This window comes from Serratia ficaria, from assembly GCF_900187015.1.
Lineage (GTDB): Bacteria > Pseudomonadota > Gammaproteobacteria > Enterobacterales > Enterobacteriaceae > Serratia > Serratia ficaria.
Genome location: NZ_LT906479.1, coordinates 1,735,751 through 1,753,451, shown reverse-complemented (window position 1 = coordinate 1,753,451; position 17,701 = coordinate 1,735,751). Strand labels below are relative to the sequence as shown.

The 17,701-nt window shown below is 62.9% G+C and carries 19 protein-coding genes and 1 other annotated feature; of the genes, 14 read left to right on the top strand and 5 right to left on the bottom strand.

All coding sequences use genetic code 11. The features are described 5' to 3' along the window. Positions 1-34 precede the first annotated feature (34 nt). A complete protein-coding gene (locus tag CKW09_RS08345; RefSeq protein ID WP_061798529.1) occupies positions 35-691 on the top strand; it encodes an HAD family hydrolase in 657 nt (218 codons plus the stop codon). A 96-nt stretch (positions 692-787) separates the two neighbouring features. Continuing rightward, positions 788-1,408: a glutathione S-transferase family protein gene (locus CKW09_RS08340; protein WP_061798528.1), complete on the top strand. Its 621-nt coding sequence runs from the start codon at positions 788-790 to the stop codon at positions 1,406-1,408. A 14-nt stretch (positions 1,409-1,422) separates the two neighbouring features. Here the strand turns inward: CKW09_RS08340 and CKW09_RS08335 are convergent, their stop codons facing one another. Next, on the bottom strand, positions 1,423-2,523 hold the full coding sequence (locus CKW09_RS08335) for a PQQ-dependent sugar dehydrogenase (RefSeq protein WP_095096686.1): 1,101 nt from the start codon (positions 2,521-2,523) through the stop codon (positions 1,423-1,425). Positions 2,524-2,654: 131 nt separating this feature from the next. Here CKW09_RS08335 and CKW09_RS08330 point away from each other — a divergent pair, with 131 nt between their 5' ends. Together CKW09_RS08330 and CKW09_RS08325 are read left to right on the top strand one after the other, a co-directional pair. Continuing rightward, a complete protein-coding gene (locus CKW09_RS08330; protein ID WP_095096683.1) occupies positions 2,655-3,074 on the top strand; it encodes a GNAT family N-acetyltransferase in 420 nt (139 codons plus the stop codon). Positions 3,075-3,085: 11 nt separating this feature from the next. After that, positions 3,086-4,069, top strand: a complete 984-nt coding sequence (locus CKW09_RS08325; protein ID WP_061798545.1) for a magnesium and cobalt transport protein CorA — start codon at positions 3,086-3,088, stop codon at positions 4,067-4,069. Positions 4,070-4,128: 59 nt separating this feature from the next. On the opposite strand, the gene CKW09_RS08320 is transcribed toward CKW09_RS08325, so the two are convergent. Beyond that, complete coding sequence (locus CKW09_RS08320) at positions 4,129-5,514, bottom strand: sodium:solute symporter (RefSeq protein WP_095096680.1); 1,386 nt, start codon at positions 5,512-5,514, stop codon at positions 4,129-4,131. 75 nt (positions 5,515-5,589) lie between these two features. Continuing rightward, positions 5,590-6,522 carry an agmatinase gene (gene speB, locus CKW09_RS08315; RefSeq protein ID WP_061798525.1) on the bottom strand — a complete coding sequence of 311 codons (933 nt, stop codon included), beginning with the start codon at positions 6,520-6,522 and terminating at the stop codon, positions 5,590-5,592. Positions 6,523-6,775: 253 nt separating this feature from the next. On the opposite strand from speB, the gene CKW09_RS08310 reads away from it, so the two are divergent. After that, on the top strand, positions 6,776-7,702 hold the full coding sequence (locus CKW09_RS08310) for a LysR family transcriptional regulator (protein WP_095096677.1): 927 nt from the start codon (positions 6,776-6,778) through the stop codon (positions 7,700-7,702). Here CKW09_RS08310 and CKW09_RS08305 read toward each other — a convergent pair. Then, complete coding sequence (locus CKW09_RS08305) at positions 7,695-8,519, bottom strand: SDR family oxidoreductase (RefSeq protein WP_061798522.1); 825 nt, start codon at positions 8,517-8,519, stop codon at positions 7,695-7,697. The two genes, CKW09_RS08310 and CKW09_RS08305, sit on opposite strands and share 8 nt — an antisense overlap. A gap of 230 nt (positions 8,520-8,749) precedes the next feature. Between CKW09_RS08305 and hisL the strand changes: the two genes are divergently transcribed. The 9 genes from hisL to hisIE all read left to right on the top strand — a co-directional run bounded on the left by hisL (position 8,750) and on the right by hisIE (position 16,029). Then, the gene (gene hisL, locus CKW09_RS24525; RefSeq protein ID WP_115939823.1) at positions 8,750-8,797 is read left to right on the top strand and encodes a his operon leader peptide; all 48 of its coding nucleotides are present in this window, start codon (positions 8,750-8,752) and stop codon (positions 8,795-8,797) included. Then, positions 8,773-8,899 (top strand) — a sequence feature (His leader region). Its footprint overlaps the gene before it by 25 nt. 70 nt (positions 8,900-8,969) lie before the next feature. Beyond that, positions 8,970-9,869, top strand: a complete 900-nt coding sequence (gene hisG / locus CKW09_RS08300) for an ATP phosphoribosyltransferase (protein ID WP_061798521.1) — start codon at positions 8,970-8,972, stop codon at positions 9,867-9,869. A 4-nt stretch (positions 9,870-9,873) separates the two neighbouring features. Next, the gene (gene hisD, locus CKW09_RS08295) at positions 9,874-11,181 is read left to right on the top strand and encodes a histidinol dehydrogenase (RefSeq protein ID WP_095096674.1); all 1,308 of its coding nucleotides are present in this window, start codon (positions 9,874-9,876) and stop codon (positions 11,179-11,181) included. Next, positions 11,178-12,266 (top strand): histidinol-phosphate transaminase, encoded by a 1,089-nt coding sequence (hisC, locus tag CKW09_RS08290; RefSeq protein WP_095096670.1) that lies wholly within the window; start codon positions 11,178-11,180, stop codon positions 12,264-12,266. Before hisD ends, hisC begins: the two co-directional genes overlap by 4 nt. Next, a complete protein-coding gene (gene hisB / locus CKW09_RS08285) occupies positions 12,263-13,330 on the top strand; it encodes a bifunctional histidinol-phosphatase/imidazoleglycerol-phosphate dehydratase HisB (protein ID WP_061798517.1) in 1,068 nt (355 codons plus the stop codon). Before hisC ends, hisB begins: the two co-directional genes overlap by 4 nt. Beyond that, positions 13,330-13,920, top strand: a complete 591-nt coding sequence (gene hisH / locus CKW09_RS08280) for an imidazole glycerol phosphate synthase subunit HisH (RefSeq protein ID WP_095096667.1) — start codon at positions 13,330-13,332, stop codon at positions 13,918-13,920. Before hisB ends, hisH begins: the two co-directional genes overlap by 1 nt. Positions 13,921-13,925: 5 nt before the next feature. Next, on the top strand, positions 13,926-14,663 hold the full coding sequence (gene hisA / locus CKW09_RS08275) for a 1-(5-phosphoribosyl)-5-[(5-phosphoribosylamino)methylideneamino]imidazole-4-carboxamide isomerase (protein ID WP_095096663.1): 738 nt from the start codon (positions 13,926-13,928) through the stop codon (positions 14,661-14,663). Beyond that, on the top strand, positions 14,645-15,421 hold the full coding sequence (gene hisF, locus CKW09_RS08270; protein ID WP_061798513.1) for an imidazole glycerol phosphate synthase subunit HisF: 777 nt from the start codon (positions 14,645-14,647) through the stop codon (positions 15,419-15,421). Before hisA ends, hisF begins: the two co-directional genes overlap by 19 nt. Further along, positions 15,415-16,029 (top strand): bifunctional phosphoribosyl-AMP cyclohydrolase/phosphoribosyl-ATP diphosphatase HisIE, encoded by a 615-nt coding sequence (gene hisIE, locus CKW09_RS08265; protein WP_095096660.1) that lies wholly within the window; start codon positions 15,415-15,417, stop codon positions 16,027-16,029. Before hisF ends, hisIE begins: the two co-directional genes overlap by 7 nt. Before the next feature lie 74 nt (positions 16,030-16,103). Here the strand turns inward: hisIE and gndA are convergent, their stop codons facing one another. Next, positions 16,104-17,510: an NADP-dependent phosphogluconate dehydrogenase gene (gndA, locus tag CKW09_RS08260; protein ID WP_095096657.1), complete on the bottom strand. Its 1,407-nt coding sequence runs from the start codon at positions 17,508-17,510 to the stop codon at positions 16,104-16,106. Positions 17,511-17,701 lie beyond the last annotated feature (191 nt).

The following is a 17,701-nucleotide window of genomic DNA, read 5'->3' as shown; positions in this document are numbered from 1 at the left end:
GCGCCCCCATTCCCTGCCTGCCGGAGAAATACTGATGGATTTAGCCTTATTCGACCTGGATGAAACCCTGATTGATGATGATAGCGCCAGCCTGTGGATCCGCTGGCTGGTCGCTCAGGGGTTCGCGCCGGCGGAGCTGGAACTGCAGGAACAGCAGCTGATGCAGCTTTACTATCAGGGCAAGCTGTCGATGGAGGATTACATGCAGGCCACGCTGGCGCCGCTGGCCGGCCTGAGCACCCGAACGGTGGCCGGCTGGGTGCAGCGCTATATTCGCCGCGATATCCTGCCGCGCGTATACCCCGCCGCCCGTGAACGCCTGCAGTGGCACCGCGAGCGCGGCGACTGCATCCTGGTGATCTCCGCCACCGGCGAACACCTGGTGGCGCCGATCGCCGAACAGCTCGGCGCCGACGGCGCGCTGGCGATCGGCGTCGAAGTGGTCGATGACCGCTTTACCGGCAACACCTACGGCACCATGACCTATCAGCAGGGCAAGGTCATCCGCCTGCAGCAGTGGCTGGCGCAGCGCCCGGAGCTGAAGTTCGAACACAGCCACGGCTACAGCGACTCGCTCAACGACGCACCGATGCTGCACTACGTCGACAGCGCGACGGTGATCAACCCCGACAGCGATCTGAGCGCGCTGGCGGCGGAACGGGGTTGGGAAGTGTGCCGCTGGGAACGCTGAGCGGCCGGCAAAAAATGCCTTTCGGTGTGACAAACATCATTTTATGGCGTAGGAATAAAGGCTTAGGTTCGTTAACCCGCTAAATAGAGGCATGACATGCTGACCATCTGGGGCCGTGAAAACTCGAACAACGTCAGGAAAGTGCTGTGGTGCGCCGCAGAGCTGGATCTGAACTACACCCACATCAACGCCGGCGGCGCATTCGGCAAGGTGAACGAGGAACGCTACCGTTCACTGAACCCCAACGGCCTGGTGCCGCTGCTGCAGGACGACGACTTCACGCTGTGGGAGTCCAACGCCATCGTGCGCTATCTGGCGGCCAAGTTTGGCGACGCGTCGTTTTATCCGCAGGATCTGCAGGCGCGCGCCAGCGCCGAAAAATGGATGGACTGGACCACATCGACCCTGGTCGCCCCCTTCTCCATCGTATTTTGGGGCCTGGTGCGCACCCCGCCGGAACAGCGCGACATGGACAAGATCACGGCGGCGATCGCCACGCTGGAAAAACACTTCGACATCGTGGAACAAACGCTGGAACGCCAGCCCTATCTTTCCGGCGAGTCATTCGGCTTCGGCGATATCCCGCTCGGCAGCTTTATCTACGCCTGGTTCGAAATGCCGATCGCCCGCCGCCCGCGCCCGAATCTGGAACGCTGGTACCAGCAGCTGCGCGCCCGCCCGGCCTATCAGCGCGGCGTGATGAGCGAACTGACCTGATTTTCCCCGGGGCGTCACGACGCCCCCACCTTCAGCAGCTTGCCGTCGCTTTCATCGGTCAGCAGATAAAGATAGCCGTCCGGCCCGCTGCGCACTTCGCGGATGCGTTCGCCGCGATCGCCCAGCAGCCGCTCCTCCGCCACCACCTTGTCTCCGTCCAGCGTCAGGCGGATCAGCTCTTTCTGCGCCAGCGCGCCGATAAACAGCGAATGCCGCCAGGCCGGGAAGCGTTGCGCATCATAAAACGCCATGCCGCTGATGCCGGGCGATACCTGCCAGTAATGCAGCGGCGGTTCGGTGCCCGCCGCCCGTTGGCCTTTGGCCTCCGGGATCGGCTGGCCGGAATAGTTGATGCCGTGGGTGGCCAGCGGCCAGCCGTAGTTTTTGCCCGCCTGCGGGATGTTGATCTCGTCGCCGCCGCGCGGCCCGTGTTCGTGTTCCCAGATAACCCCGCTCCACGGATTCAACGCCAGCCCCTGCGGGTTGCGATGGCCATAAGACCACACTTCCGGCCGCTTGCCGGCCTGGCCGACCCAGGGATTATCCGGCGGCACCGCGCCGTCGGCGGTCAGCCGCACCAGCTTGCCCTGCAGCTTATCGGCGTCCTGCGCCGTCGGCCGCTGGTTGTTTTCCCCCAGCGCGATAAACAGATACCCCTGCCGGTCGAACGCCAGCTTGCCGCCGAAGTGGTTGCCGACCGACAGCTTGGGCTGCTGGCGGAAGATCACCTTGAAATTATCCAGCCGCCCGCCGTCGTCGCTCAGGCGCCCATAGCCCACCGCGGTGCCCGCCTTGCCGTCATCCCCCGGTTCGGCGAAGCTGAGATAAACCCGGCGGCTGGCGGCGAAATCCGGCGCAGGCAGCACTTCCAACAGCCCGCCCTGCCCCTCGGCATAGACCTTGGGCACGCCGGCTATCGGCGCCGACAGCCCCCGATCCTGCTGCCACAACCGCAGCCTGCCGGGCCGTTCGGTGATCAGCACGCCCTGTTCCGCCGGCAAAAAGGCCAGCGACCAGGGGTGCTCCAATCCGTCCTGCAGCTGAGTGACCGTCGGCGCGGCCTGCAGCAGGCCGCTGCACAACAGCAGGCCGGCCATTAGGGTAAGTCGGGGCATAACGTCCTCCTGAGCGTAAAATGTCCCATTCAGTGTAGCCCAATCGCCCGGCGCGATCGTTTGCATTAAATTTCAACGGGTTGCCTTTTGGCCGTGCTGTGCTTAAGTTAACGGATAACCGAGGAGGAAAGATGAACATTACCGTTGCGGATACGTTGGACGAACATACTCTCGATGCCATCCGCCAGGGCCTGCGCGCCCATAACCAACCCTATATTGACGGCGGCCTGCGCCGCTCCCTCAACGCCTATGCGCGGGACGCCGACGGGCGAGTGGTGGCCGGGCTGACCGCCGTCACCTGGGGCAACTGGCTGAGCATCGACTGGCTGTGGGTGGACGCTCCCCAGCGCGGCAGCGGTCTGGGCCGCCAGGTGATGCAGGCCGCCGAACGAGCAGCGCTGGCGCGCGGCTGCCGCTATTCCCGTTTGGATACCTTCAGCTTTCAGGCGCGGCCGTTCTACGAGAAACTCGGTTATCAGCTGCAAATGACGCTGAAAGATTACCCGGTTGAACATGAATGTTATTTTATGACCAAAACTCTGACTGAATGACGGGCGGCCCGATGGACAGCAAAAGCATGGTGGTGAACAGCGTGGCCTACAAGGCCGGCAAACGGCTGGGCGAAGTGACCATCGACGATATCAGCGAAGTGGTCAAACAACCGGACACTTTCGTCTGGCTGGGGCTGTGGCAGCCGGAGCCGGCGTTTATGCGCAAGGTGCAGGAGGAGTTCGGGCTGCACGATCTGGCGATCGAGGACGCGCTGTGCGCGCACCAGCGCCCCAAGCTGGAAAGCTACGGCGATTCGCTGTTTATCGTGGTGAAAACCGCGCAATGGGGCGACAACGAGGAAGTCGAATACGGAGAAACCCACTTCTTCGTCGGCAAGAATTTTTTGGTGACGGTGCGCCACGGCGCCTCGCCCAGCTACGCGCCGATCCGCGCCAAAGCCGAAGAAAACCATAAGCAAATGTGCCACGGCCCCGGCTTTGCGCTCTATTCGGTGCTGGACTTCGTGGTGGACAACTACCGCAGCGTGGTGGCCAAATTCGAGGCGACCATCGAAGGCATCGAAGCCAACATGTTCAAATCCGAGTTCGATCAGGCGGCGATCGAAAACGTCTACACCCTGCGCCGCCACCTGCTGGCGCTGCGCAACGCCGCGCTGCCGATGGACGAAATCTGCACCCAACTGATCCGCCTGCACGAAGAGGTGATCCCCAAAGAGCTGCGCGCCTACGTGCGCGACGTGCAGGACCATGCCCGGCAGGTGGCCAGTAACATCGACGACATGCGCGAAATGCTCACCAACGCCATGCACGTCAATCTGGCGCTGGTGACGGTGAAGCAAAACGAAGTGGTGAAGCGGTTGGCCGGCTGGGGGGCGATTTTGGCCATTCCGACGGTGATCTTCAGCCTGTACGGGATGAACTTCGCCGACATGCCGGAGCTGAAGTTCCCCTGGGCCTACCACGCCACCCTCGGGGTGACCGTCGCCGGCTGCTTCTTGCTGTATCAAAAGCTGAAGAAGTCGGGCTGGCTGTAGGCGCAGCGCCGCCTGGACATCAACGGCGCCTGCGGCGGTTGCCTCTGGCGTCGCGGCGCTCAGCGCTCGGTCAAAGTCTGCAACTGCGGCGCCGGCCGGCTCAGCAGGCTGCCCAGCACGAAGGCCGCGCCGCCGCCCAGCAATCCGCCGTAGATCGGGCTGTTGGCGTCGATGCCCTGCCAGAACATCAATCCCACGACGCACAGGCTGCCGGTCAGCATGCTGGCGATGGCGCCGAGGCTGGTGGCGCGCCGCCAGAAAATCGCCCCCACCAGCGGGATCAGCATGCCGCCCACCAGCAGGTTATAGGCCAGCGTCAGCGCCGCCAGCACGTCGCGCACCAGAAACGCCAGCCCCAGCATGATCATGCCCATGATCAGAGTGGTGAAACGCCCGGCGGCCAGCCCGCCCGACGGCCGCCGCCGGATCGCCGGCAGCACGTCCTCCAGCGCGATGGTCGACGACGCCAGCAGGCAGGCGCTGGCGGTGGACATCAGCGCCGCCAACGCCGCGGCGGCCACCAGTCCGCTGATGCCGGCCGGCAATACCGCCTGGGCGATGGCGGCAAAGGCGCCGTCGGTGCTGGCCAACTGCGGCAACAGGATTTTGCCGGCCATGCCGATCAGCGCGCCGGTCACGCCATACAGCACGCAATAAACGCCCGCGCCCAGCCCGGCATAGCGCGCCACGTCGACGCTGCGGGCGGTGAACACCCGCTGCCAGATATCCTGGCCGATCAGAATGCCGAAGAAGTAAATCAGGAAAAACACCAGAATGGTGTCCAGACCGATCGACGACAGCCGGTAGTAGCTGTCGGGCAACAGGCTGCCGAACGCTTCCCAGCCGCCGGCCTTGACGATGCTCATCGGCATCAGCACCAGCATCATGCCGACGGTCATGATGATGAACTGGAGGATGTCGGTCAGCGTCAGCGACCACATGCCGCCCAGCGTCGAATACAGCACCACCAACCCGCCGCCGAGCAGGATCGAGGTGGGGAACGACAGCGCGAACATCACCTGCATCACGCTGCCGATGGCGATGATCGAGGTCACCGCCACCATCAGGTCGTAGGCCAGCATGATGGCGCCGCTGGTCACCCTGGCCGCCGGATGGTAGCGGCGCGACAGCACCTGGCTGACGGTATACAGCTTAAGCTGCAGCAGCGGCTTGGCCAGCACCGTGCTCAACACCACGATGCCCAGGCCCAGCGCGCCGCACAGCCAGACGCCGGAAATGCCGTAGGTATAACCGAGTTTGACGGTGCCGATGGTCGAGGCGCCGCCGAGCACCACCGCCGACAGCGTGCCCAGATACAGCCCCGGACCCAAGTTGCGCCCGGCCACCAGGTATGCCTCCTTGGAGTTGGCGCGGCGTATGCCCATCCACCCCACCGCGCCTATCACCAGGAAATAAAACACCACGACCAGCAGATCGAGATTCATAAACACCTCCATACCTTGGTTATCGTTATCAGGAGGCCGGACGCAACCGCTCCGCCGGCAGGGTTTGGCGTGCCCTCAGCGGGCCGGCAGCACGCACAGCATTTCAAACAGCAGGTTGGCCGCCAACAACGCGGTGTTGCCGGTGCGATCGTACGGCGGCGACACCTCCACCACGTCGGCGCCGGCCAGGTTCAGCCCGCGGCAGCCGCGCACGATCTCCAGCCCCTGCCAGACCGACAGCCCGCCGACCTCCGGCGTGCCGGTGCCCGGCGCGAAGGCCGGATCCAGCCCGTCGATGTCGAAGCTGAGATACACCGGCGCATCGCCCATCTGCTGGCGAATTTCCGCCATCAGCGGCGTCAGCGATCGGTGCCAGCACGCTTCCGCCGGCACCACGCGAAAGCCCTGACGGCGCGACCAGTCGAAATCATCCGCCGCATAGCCGCTGCCACGCAGGCCAATCTGCACCACCCTTTCCGGCGCCAGCAGCCCCTCCTCAAAAGCGCGGCGGAAGGTGGTGCCGTGCGCCAGCCGTTCCCCGAACATCTCTTCGTTGGTATCGGAATGGGCGTCGACGTGGATCAGACCGACCGGGCCATGCCGGCGGGCGACGGCGCGCAGCACCGGCAGCGTCAGGGTGTGGTCGCCGCCCAGCGTCAGCGGAGTGCAACGATGCTCCAGAATGCCGTGGTAAGCCTGTTCGATGCGCCGCACGCTGTCCGCCAGGCTGTAGGGATTGATGGCGACGTCGCCGAGATCGGCCACCTGCAGGCGTTCGAAGGGCGCCGAGCCGGTGCCCATGTTGTAAGGGCGGATCATCACCGACTCCTGACGGATCTGCCGCGGGCCGTAGCGGGTCCCGCTGCGGTTCGAGGTGCCGATATCCAGCGGAATGCCGACGAAGGCCGCATCCAACCCGCGCGCATCTTCGGCCGCGGGCAGGCGCATCATGGTGGGGATGCCGGCGAAACGCGGCATGTCGTTGCCGCTTTGAGGTTGATTCAGCATGGCGTTTCCTTGTTTTGGGGAGTCGGTATTTTCAACATTTGAATAACATTCACAGGCTACCCCGCGGCTTCGTCTGGCTACCATTCCCGCTTTCGCATGTAAGCATTGAAAAAGACGATGTTTACTAAGCCGTTGAACTATTGATTTTTATTTGACATCCATGCCATAAGGAAGGACAAATCACACTCGCCAACGCCCTCTTCTTCGATGTTAAAAACGGGTTAACGGCCAGATACTTTCCGTGGAGGGACAGATGCTCACCAACCTAAGCGATATCGATCTCAAACTGCTGCGGGTGTTCGTCGCGGTGGCGGAGGCGCAGGGCGTCAGCGCCGCTCAGGAGCCGCTGATGATGAATCAGTCCACCATCAGCACCCATCTCGCCTCGCTGGAGACCCGGTTGGGATTTCGCCTGTGCCAGCGCGGCCGCTCCGGTTTCATGCTCACCCCGAAAGGCGAACGCATGCTGATCGCCTGCCGCACGCTGTTCAACGCCGCACGCGACTTTACCCGCATCAGCCAGTCGCTGAACGGCCTGCTGACCGGCGATCTGCAGCTTGGCCTGGTGGACAACCTGGTGTCGCTGCCGGGCAATCCTTTCAGCCAGGCGATCAAAGGGTTCCAACGCCGGCACCAGGACGTGCAGTTGCAGTGCCGCATTTGCTCGCCGACGGAAATTGAACAGGGATTGCTGAACCAGCAGCTCGATCTGGGCATCGGCTATTTTGGCCAGCAGCTGGAGGATTTGCGCTATCAGCCGTGGCTGGAGGAGACCCAGGCGATCTACTGCAGCGCCGACCATCCGCTGTTTGCCGCCGAGCGGCCGGGCCGCGAGCAGATTGAAAACGCCCGCTGGGTCAAACGCGGTTATCTGCTGGCGCAGCGGCTGTGCCCGATCGCGCCGAACAACCTGGCCGCCGTCGCCCACCACATGGAAAGCGTGGCGCATCTGGTGCTCAGCGGGGAATATCTCGGCTACCTGCCCACCCATTACGCCGCGCGCTGGGTGGAGCAAGGCATGTTGAAGCGGCTGGGCGGCGAGGCGCTGTCTTATCGGGCGACGCTGTGCCTGGTCACCCACCCGGCGCCGCCCAAAGAGGCGCTGACGGCGCTGCGGGAAGACCTGCTGCGGGCGATAAAAAAAGCCCCGCAGGCGGCGGGGCTTCAGGCAATCAATTGACCGGCATGCGCGCCGGATCGGGGTACTGGTATTCGAACCCCAGCTCGTTGCAGATGCGGTTGCCGTCGACCAGCCGCCCGTCCTGCTCCGCCTCGTCGGCGAACTGCGGCGGCGCCAGCTGCAGCTGCTCGGCCAGCGCCGGGTAGAACTCGCGCTTGGTGGGGTGGCTCGGCGCGCACAGGTTGTAGAGATGGCCGCCTTTCGGCAGCTTCAGCAGCAGCTGTATCGCCGCGATCACGTCATCCTGATGCACCAGGTTGACCCCCTGCGAGCCGCCCTTGACGTCGACCTTGCCCGCCAGGAAACGGCCGGGGTGACGATCGGCGCCCACCAGCCCCGCCAGCCGCAGGATGTCCACCGAGGTGTTCGGCAGCTCGTGCAGCCAACGCTCCAGCTCGGCCAGCACCCGCCCCGACGGCGTGATCGGCCGCAGCGGCGAGTCCTCGCGCAGCGTGCCGGCGGTTTCGCCGTACACCGAGGTGGAACTGGTGAACAACACCCGCGGCACGCCGAAGGCCATCGCGCTGTCCACCAGCATGCGCACCGCATTAAAGTAGTTTTCGCTGCCTTCGACGGTGCGCCGGGCCGGCAGGGTCACCACCAGCGCATCCACCCGCAGCAGCTGTTCCAGATCCTCAGGATCGCACAAGAGATCCGGCGTCAGCTCCAGCCGATAGCATTCAATGCCGCTCATGCGCGCGGCCTCAACGCCGTCCGGCGTGGTTTTGCTGCCCACCACGTCATATCCGCGGCTCATCAACGACAGGGCCAGCGGCATGCCCAGCCAGCCCAGACCAATAATGGCTACCTTTTTCATCGTCTCCCTCTCCTGAAGATCGCAGCGCTCTGCCCATTAAGGCTACGCCACTCCGTACGGCGATACAATCCGCCGCCGCTTAAGCTTGGGTAAAACCGTGTTTAGCTAATAACCCAACCGGTTTCAATAAATTAAATTTATGACGTTAAAAAAGGGTTGCGCGACGAGCGGCGGATAGTTTAGGTTAATTAGCAATTCGGCTAGTACCGACCTTTACAGAGAAAACACCCATGATCAGCGTTCAGTTCAACCACCATCATCACCATCACCCTGACTAGTCTTTCAGGCGATGAGTGCTGGAAGACGGTTTTTTAATCTTCCAGTGGCGCGCAGAACGCAAGAGAGAGCCCTCGGAAGATTTCTTCCGAGGGTTTTTTTTTGGCTCCGGACAGACAGAAAATAAAGTTTTTACAATAAATTCATAAAATTACAGATTAAACAGAGGTTACCATGCTGGACAAAACACGTTTACGGATAGCAATGCAGAAATCGGGCCGCCTGAGCGACGAATCCCAGGAGCTGCTGGCGCGCTGCGGCATCAAAATCAACCTGCAACAGCAACGCCTGATCGCCTTTGCGGAAAATATGCCGATCGATATCCTGCGCGTGCGTGACGACGATATCCCGGGCCTGGTGATGGACGGCGTGGTCGATCTGGGCATCATCGGTGAGAACGTGCTGGAAGAAGAGCTGCTCACCCGCCGCGCTCAGGGCGAAGACCCGCGCTACTTCACCCTGCGCCGCCTGGACTTCGGCGGCTGCCGCCTGTCGCTGGCCACCCCGCTCGACGCCGAATACGCCGGCCCGCAAAGCCTGCAGGACGCCCGCATCGCCACCTCTTACCCGCACCTGCTGAAGCAGTACCTCGACAAACAGGGCGTGCGCTTCAAATCCTGCCTGCTGAACGGCTCGGTGGAGGTGGCGCCGCGCGCCGGCCTGGCCGACGCCATCTGCGACCTGGTCTCCACCGGCGCCACGCTGGAAGCCAACGGCCTGCGTGAAGTGGAAGTGATCTACCGCTCCAAGGCCTGCCTGATCCAGCGCGACGGAGAAATGCCGGAAGCCAAGCAACGGCTGATCGACCGCCTGATGACCCGCATTCAGGGCGTGATCCAGGCGCGTGAATCCAAATACATCATGCTGCACGCGCCGAGCGAGCGTTTGGACGAAATCGTCGCGCTGCTGCCGGGCGCCGAACGCCCGACCATTCTGCCGCTGGCCGGCGCGCAGAACCGCGTGGCGATGCACATGGTCAGCAGCGAAACCCTGTTCTGGGAAACCATGGAAAAACTGAAAGCGCTCGGCGCCAGCTCGATCCTGGTGTTGCCAATTGAGAAGATGATGGAGTAACGCCATGTCGAACTTCAACACCCTGATCAACTGGGCGGACTGCAGCGCCGAACAACGCGCCGCGCTGCTGATGCGCCCGGCGATTTCCGCCTCCGACAGCATTACCCGCACGGTGCGCGAGATCCTCGACAGCGTAAAGGCCAACGGCGACCAGGCGCTGCGCGACTACAGCGCGCGCTTTGACCAAACCGAGGTTGGCGCGCTGCGCGTCAGCGCCGAGCAAATCGCCGCCGCCGGCGCGCGGCTCGGCGACGAGATCAAACAGGCGATGGCGGTGGCCGTCGCCAACGTGGAAACCTTCCACAATGCGCAACGGCTGCCGCCGGTCGACGTCGAAACCCAGCCCGGCGTGCGCTGCCAGCAGATAACTCGCCCGATCGATTCGGTCGGCCTGTACATTCCCGGCGGTTCGGCGCCGCTGTTCTCCACCGTGCTGATGCTGGCGACGCCGGCGCGCATCGCCGGCTGCCGCCGGGTGGTGTTGTGCTCGCCGCCGCCGATCGCCGATGAAATCCTCTACGCCGCGCAGCTGTGCGGCGTAGAGGAGGTGTTTCAGGTCGGCGGCGCGCAGGCGATCGCCGCCATGGCCTTCGGCACCGATTCCGTGCCGCGGGTGGCGAAGATCTTCGGCCCGGGCAACGCCTTCGTCACCGAAGCCAAGCGCCAGGTCAGCCAACGGCTGGACGGCGCGGCCATCGACATGCCGGCCGGCCCCTCCGAAGTGCTGGTGATCGCCGACGCCGGCGCCACCCCGGCGTTCGTCGCCTCCGATCTGTTGTCGCAGGCCGAACACGGCCCGGACTCGCAGGTGATCCTGCTGACCCCGGACGCCGCGATGGCGCAGGCGGTGGCCGAAGCGGTAGAGCGACAGTTGGCCGAGCTGCCGCGTGCGGAAACCGCCCGCCAGGCGCTGGCCAGCAGCCGCCTGATCGTGGCGCGCGACCTGGAAGAGTGCGTGGCGATCAGCAACCGGTATGGCCCGGAACACCTGATCATTCAGACCCGCAGCGCCCGCGACCTGGTCGACGGCATCACCAGCGCCGGTTCGGTGTTTCTCGGCGACTGGTCGCCGGAATCCGCCGGCGACTACGCCTCCGGCACCAACCACGTGCTGCCGACCTACGGCTACACCGCCACCTGCTCCAGCCTGGGGTTGGCGGACTTCCAGAAGCGCATGACGGTGCAGGAGCTGACGCCGCAGGGCTTTATGAATCTGGCCGCCACCATCGAAACGCTGGCCGCCGCCGAGCAGCTGATCGCCCACAAAAACGCCGTGACCCTGCGCGTCGCCGCCCTGAAGGAGCAAGCATGAGCATTGAAAACCTGGCGCGCGCCAACGTTCGCGAGCTGACCCCTTACCAGTCGGCGCGCCGCCTCGGCGGCAACGGCGACGTGTGGCTGAACGCCAACGAATACCCGATCGCGCCGGAATTCCAGCTGACCGCCCAGACCTTCAACCGCTACCCGGAGTGCCAGCCGGCGCAGGTGATCGAGCGCTACGCCGCTTACGCCGGGGTGCAGAAAGAGCAGGTGCTGGTCAGCCGCGGCGCCGATGAGGGCATCGAACTGCTGATCCGCGCCTTCTGCGAACCGGGTAAGGACGCCATTCTGTTCTGCCCGCCGACCTACGGCATGTACGCCGTCAGCGCCGAGACCTTCGGCGTGGAGCGCCGCACCGTGGCGGCCAGGGAAGATTGGCAGCTGGATCTGCCGGCCATCGCCGACAGCCTGGACAACGTCAAGCTGATCTACGTCTGCAGCCCGAACAACCCGACCGGCAATCTGATCGACCCAGACTCTCTGCGCAGCCTGCTGGAAATGGCCAAGGGCAAGGCGATCGTCGCGGTTGACGAGGCCTATATCGAGTTTTGCCCGCAGGCGAGCGTGGCCGGTTGGCTGAGCGATTATCCGCACCTGGCGATCCTGCGCACCCTGTCGAAAGCCTTCGCGCTGGCCGGCCTGCGCTGCGGTTTTACCCTGGGCAACGAGGATCTGATCGCCCTGCTGCTGAAGGTGATCGCGCCTTATCCGCTGTCGACGCCGGTGGCCGACATCGCCGCCCAGGCGCTCAGCGCCGAAGGCATCCGCGTGATGCGGCAACGGGTTGGCGAGATTGCCGCCAACCGCAGTTGGCTGCGGCAGGCGCTGCAAAACTGCGCCTGCGTCGAGCAGGTTTTCGCCAGCGACAGCAATTACCTGCTGGTGCGCTTCACCGCCTCAAGTAATGTATTTAAAAGCTTGTGGGATCAGGGCATTATCTTAAGAGACCAAAATAAACAGCCCGGGTTGTCCGGCTGCCTGCGCATCACCATAGGCACCCGTGACGAATGCCGCCGCGTGGTTGACGCGCTGGCCGCCCTGCCCGGCGCCAACGAGACTCGCCAGGAGCCAATGTGAGCCAAAAAATCCTCTTTATTGACCGTGACGGCACGCTGATTGCCGAGCCGCCGGAAGACTTCCAGGTCGACCGTCTGGACAAGCTGGCGCTGGAGCCGGACGTGATCCCTTCGCTGCTGACCCTGCAGCAGGCGGGTTATCAACTGGTGATGATCACCAATCAGGATGGGCTCGGCACCGCCAGTTTCCCGCAGGAAACTTTCGATCCGCCGCACAACCTGATGATGCAGATCCTCAGCTCGCAGGGCGTTCACTTCGCCGATATCCTGATCTGCCCGCACCTGCCGGCGGACAACTGCGACTGCCGCAAGCCGAAAACCGCGCTGGTGAAGGGGTATCTGGAGGCCGGCGCCATGGATACCGCGCACAGTTACGTGATCGGCGATCGCCCGACCGACGTGCAGCTGGCGGAAAACATGGGCATTCACGGGCTGCGCTACCAGCGCGCGACCCTGGGCTGGAAAGAGATCGCTCGCCAGCTGACCCAGCGCGATCGCCATGCGCGGGTTAACCGCGTAACCAAAGAGACGCAGATCGACGTCAACGTCTGGCTGGATCGCGAAGGCGGCAGCAAGATCAAGACCGGCGTCGGTTTCTTCGACCACATGCTGGATCAGATCGCCACCCACGGCGGCTTCCGCATGGACATCGACGTCAAAGGCGACCTGTATATCGATGACCACCACACGGTGGAGGACACCGGGCTGGCGCTCGGCGAAGCGCTGAACAAGGCGCTGGGCGACAAGCGCGGCATCGCCCGCTTCGGCTTCGTGCTGCCGATGGACGAATGCCTGGCGCGCTGCGCGCTGGATATCTCCGGCCGGCCGCACCTGGAATACAAGGCCGAGTTCAACTACCAGCGCGTCGGCGATCTCAGCACCGAAATGGTCGAGCACTTCTTCCGCTCGCTGTCTTACACCATGGGCTGCACGCTGCATCTGAAAACCAAGGGCAAAAACGACCATCACCGGGTCGAGAGCCTGTTCAAGGTGTTTGGCCGCACGCTGCGCCAGGCGATCCGCGTTGAAGGCAATACCCTGCCGAGCTCGAAAGGAGTGCTGTGATGAACGTGGTGATTCTGGATACCGGCTGCGCCAACCTGGCCTCCGTCACCTACGCGGTGCAGCGTCTGGGTTATCAGCCGGACGTTAGCCGCGACCCGGAGATCGTGCTGCGTGCCGACAAGCTGTTCCTGCCGGGCGTCGGCACCGCCCAGGCGGCGATGGACCAGCTGAAGGAGCGCGAGCTGATCGAGCTGATCAAGGCCTGCACCCAGCCGGTGCTGGGCATCTGCCTCGGCATGCAGCTGCTGGCGGAAAGCAGCGAGGAGAACGGCGGCATCAGCACGCTGGGCATCATCGATACCCCGGTGAAGCAAATGACCGACTTCGGCCTGCCGCTGCCGCACATGGGATGGAACCAGGTCTCCGCGCTGGCGGGCCACCACCTGTTCCGGGGCATCGAAGACGAGGCCTACTTCTATTTCGTTCACAGCTATGCGATGCCAATATGCCCAAACACCATCGCCCAGGCGAACTACGGCGAGCCCTTCACCGCCGCCGTGCAAAAAGACAACTTCTTCGGCGTGCAGTTTCATCCAGAACGTTCTGGAGCGGCCGGTGCGCAACTGTTGAAAAACTTTCTGGAGATGTAGGCAGCATGATTATTCCGGCTTTGGATTTGATCGACGGCAACGTGGTGCGCCTGCATCAGGGCGATTATGGCCAGCAGCGCGACTACGGCAACGATCCGCACTCGCGGCTGCAGGATTATCAACGACAGGGCGCGCAGGTGCTGCACCTGGTCGACCTGACCGGCGCCAAGGATCCGGCGGCGCGCCAGATCCCGCTGCTGCGCAAGCTGCTGGCCGGGGTTAACGTGCCGGTGCAGGTCGGCGGCGGCATTCGCAACGAGCAGGACGTGGTCGCCCTGCTGGACGCCGGCGCCACCCGCGTGGTGATCGGCTCCACCGCGGTGAAGCAGCCCCGGCTGGTGCAGAGCTGGTTCGAGCGCTACGGCGCCGACGCCCTGGTGCTGGCGCTGGACGTGCGCATCGACGCGCAAGGCGCCAAACGCGTGGCGATCAGCGGCTGGCAGGAGAACTCCGACGCTACGTTGGAACAGGTGGTGGAGCAGTTCCTGCCCTACGGCCTGAAGCACGTGCTGTGCACCGACATTTCGCGCGACGGCACCCTGGCCGGCTCCAACGTGGCGCTGTATCAGGAAATCACCCGCCGTTACCCGCAGGTCGCCTTCCAGGCCTCCGGCGGTATCGGCAACCTGGACGACATCGCCCAGCTGCGCGGCAGCGGCGTTGAAGGGGTGATCGTGGGGCGCGCCCTGCTGGAAGGTAAATTCAACGTAGAGGAGGCGATCGCATGCTGGCAAAACGGATAATCCCGTGCCTGGATGTCAAAGACGGGCAGGTAGTGAAAGGCGTGCAGTTCCGCAACCATGAAATCATCGGCGATATCGTGCCGCTGGCGCAGCGTTATGCGCAGGAAGGCGCGGACGAGTTGGTGTTCTACGATATCACCGCCTCGTCCGACGGCCGGGTGGTGGATAAGAGCTGGGTGTCGCGCGTGGCGGAAGTGATCGATATCCCGTTCTGCGTCGCCGGCGGCATCAAAAGCGCCGAGGACGCCAGCCAGATCCTGTCTTTCGGCGCCGACAAGATCTCCGTCAACTCGCCGGCGCTGGCCGATCCCGAGCTGATTAGCCGCCTGGCAGACCGTTTCGGCGTGCAGTGCATCGTGGTGGGCATCGATACCTGGTTCGAAGCCGAAACCGGCAAGTATCACGTCAACCAATATACCGGCGACGAGAGCCGCACCCGCGTCACCCAGTGGGAAACCCTCGACTGGGTGCAGGAAGTGCAGCGCCGCGGCGCCGGCGAAATCGTGCTGAACATGATGAATCAGGACGGCGTGCGCAACGGCTACGATCTGCAGCAGCTGCGCTTGGTGCGCGAGCTGTGCAAGGTGCCGTTGATCGCCTCCGGCGGCGCCGGCACCATGGCGCATTTCCTGGAAGCGTTCCGCGATGCGGACGTCGACGGTGCTCTGGCGGCTTCGGTGTTCCACAAACAAATCATTAATATCGGCGAACTGAAAAGGTTCCTGGTCGAACAAGGCGTGGAGATTCGCGTGTGTTAACAGAACAACAGAGAAACCAGCTGGACTGGGAAAAAACCGACAACCTGATGCCGGCTATCGTGCAACACGCCGTCTCCGGCGAGGTGCTGATGCTGGGCTATATGAATCAGGAGGCGCTGGCGAAAACCGAGCAAAGCGGCAAGGTCACCTTCTTCTCGCGCACCAAACAGCGGCTGTGGACCAAGGGCGAAAGCTCCGGCCATTTCCTCAACGTGGTCAGCATTACCCCGGACTGCGATAACGACACGCTGTTGGTGCTGGTCAATCCGATCGGCCCGACCTGCCACCTGGGCAACAGCAGCTGCTTCCACCCCGCCGCCAGCGACTGGGGCTTCCTGTACCGGTTGGAACAGCTGCTGGCGGAGCGCAAGACCGCCAGCCCGGACAGCTCGTACACCGCCAGCCTGTACGCCAGCGGCACCAAGCGCATCGCGCAGAAGGTCGGGGAAGAAGGCGTGGAAACCGCGCTGGCCGCCACGGTCAACGACCGCGAAGAGCTGACCAACGAAGCCTCGGACCTGATTTACCACCTGCTGGTGCTGCTGCAGGATCAGGATCTGGACTTGAGCAAGGTGATCGGCCGCCTGCGCGAACGGCATCAGAAGTGATCCTGGATTGCAGGCAATAAAAAAGCCGCCGGGCGTTAACCTCGGCGGCTTTTTTTATCGCTCAACGGGCGGGATTATTCCATCCATTCGGTATGGAACACGCCTTCTTTGTCGATGCGTTTGTAGGTGTGAGCACCGAAGTAGTCACGCTGCGCCTGGATCAGGTTGGCCGGCAGCACCGCTGAACGGTAGCTGTCGTAGTAAGCGATGGCCGCAGAGAAGGTCGGCGTCGGGATGCCGTTCTGTACTGCATAGGACACCACGTCGCGCAGCGCCTGCTGGTATTCGTCGGCGATTTGCTTGAAGTATGGCGCCAGCAGCAGGTTGGCGATGTCCGCGTCTGCAGCGTAAGCGTCGGTGATCTTCTGCAGGAACTGGGCGCGGATGATGCAGCCGGCGCGGAAGATCTTGGCGATTTCACCGTAGTGCAGATCCCAGTTGTTTTCTTTGGAAGCCGCTTTCAGCTGAGAGAAGCCCTGCGCATAAGAAACGATTTTGCCCAGGTACAGCGCGCGGCGCACTTTCTCGATGAATTCGGCCTGGTCGCCGCTTACCGGCGTCGCTTTAGGACCGGTCAGCACCTTAGAGGCGGCAACGCGCTGCTCTTTCAGTGAGGACAGGTAGCGCGCGAACACCGATTCGGTGATCAGCGACAGCGGCTCGCCCAGATCCAGAGAGCTCTGGCTGGTCCATTTGCCGGTGCCTTTGTTGGCGGCTTCGTCCAGGATCACATCAACCAGGTATTTACCCTCTTCGTCTTTCTTGGTGAAGATGTCTTTGGTGATGTCGATCAGGTAGCTGTTCAGTTCGCCTTTGTTCCACTCGGCGAAGGTTTCGGCCAGCTGTTCGTTGCTCAGGTTCAGCGCCTGCTTCAGCAGCGAGTAAGCTTCTGCAATCAGCTGCATGTCGCCGTATTCGATGCCGTTGTGCACCATTTTCACATAGTGGCCGGCGCCGTCAGCGCCGATATAGGCCACGCAAGGCTCGCCTTCCGCTACCGCAGCGATTTTTTCCAGGATTGGCGCCACCAGCTCGTAAGCTTCTTTCTGGCCGCCAGGCATGATGGAAGGCCCTTTCAGCGCGCCCTCTTCACCGCCGGACACGCCGGTGCCGATGAAGTTGAAGCCCTGGTCAGACAGTTCGCGGTTACGGCGGATTGTATCCTGATAGTAGGTGTTGCCACCGTCGATCAGGATATCGCCTTTATCCAGGTGCGGCGTCAGAGAGGCAATGGTTTTGTCCGTAGCTTCGCCCGCTTTCACCATCAGCAGGATGCGGCGCGGTTTTTCCAACGATTCGACAAACTCTTCGACGCTGTAGTACGGCGCCAGGTTTTTACCTGGGTTCTCAGCGATAACTTCGTCAGTCTTGTCGGCTGAACGGTTAAAGATGGAAACGGTATAACCACGGCTTTCGATGTTCAGTGCCAGATTGCGGCCCATTACCGCCATGCCGACAACGCCGATTTGTTGCTTGGACATTAGGAACTCCTGTCTGAGGATGACACCTGTTAACGGCCTACGGCCAACAGGTTTTTGATGTGGCAAACATGTTAACTCAGGATTGATACGTGTGGGTAGTGATTGGTGCGATAGGTCACATATCTCGTTTAAATTTTCAGTAACTGGCTGACGGAGCTCACAAAACAAGCAACCGCTTCAAGCCGACAGGG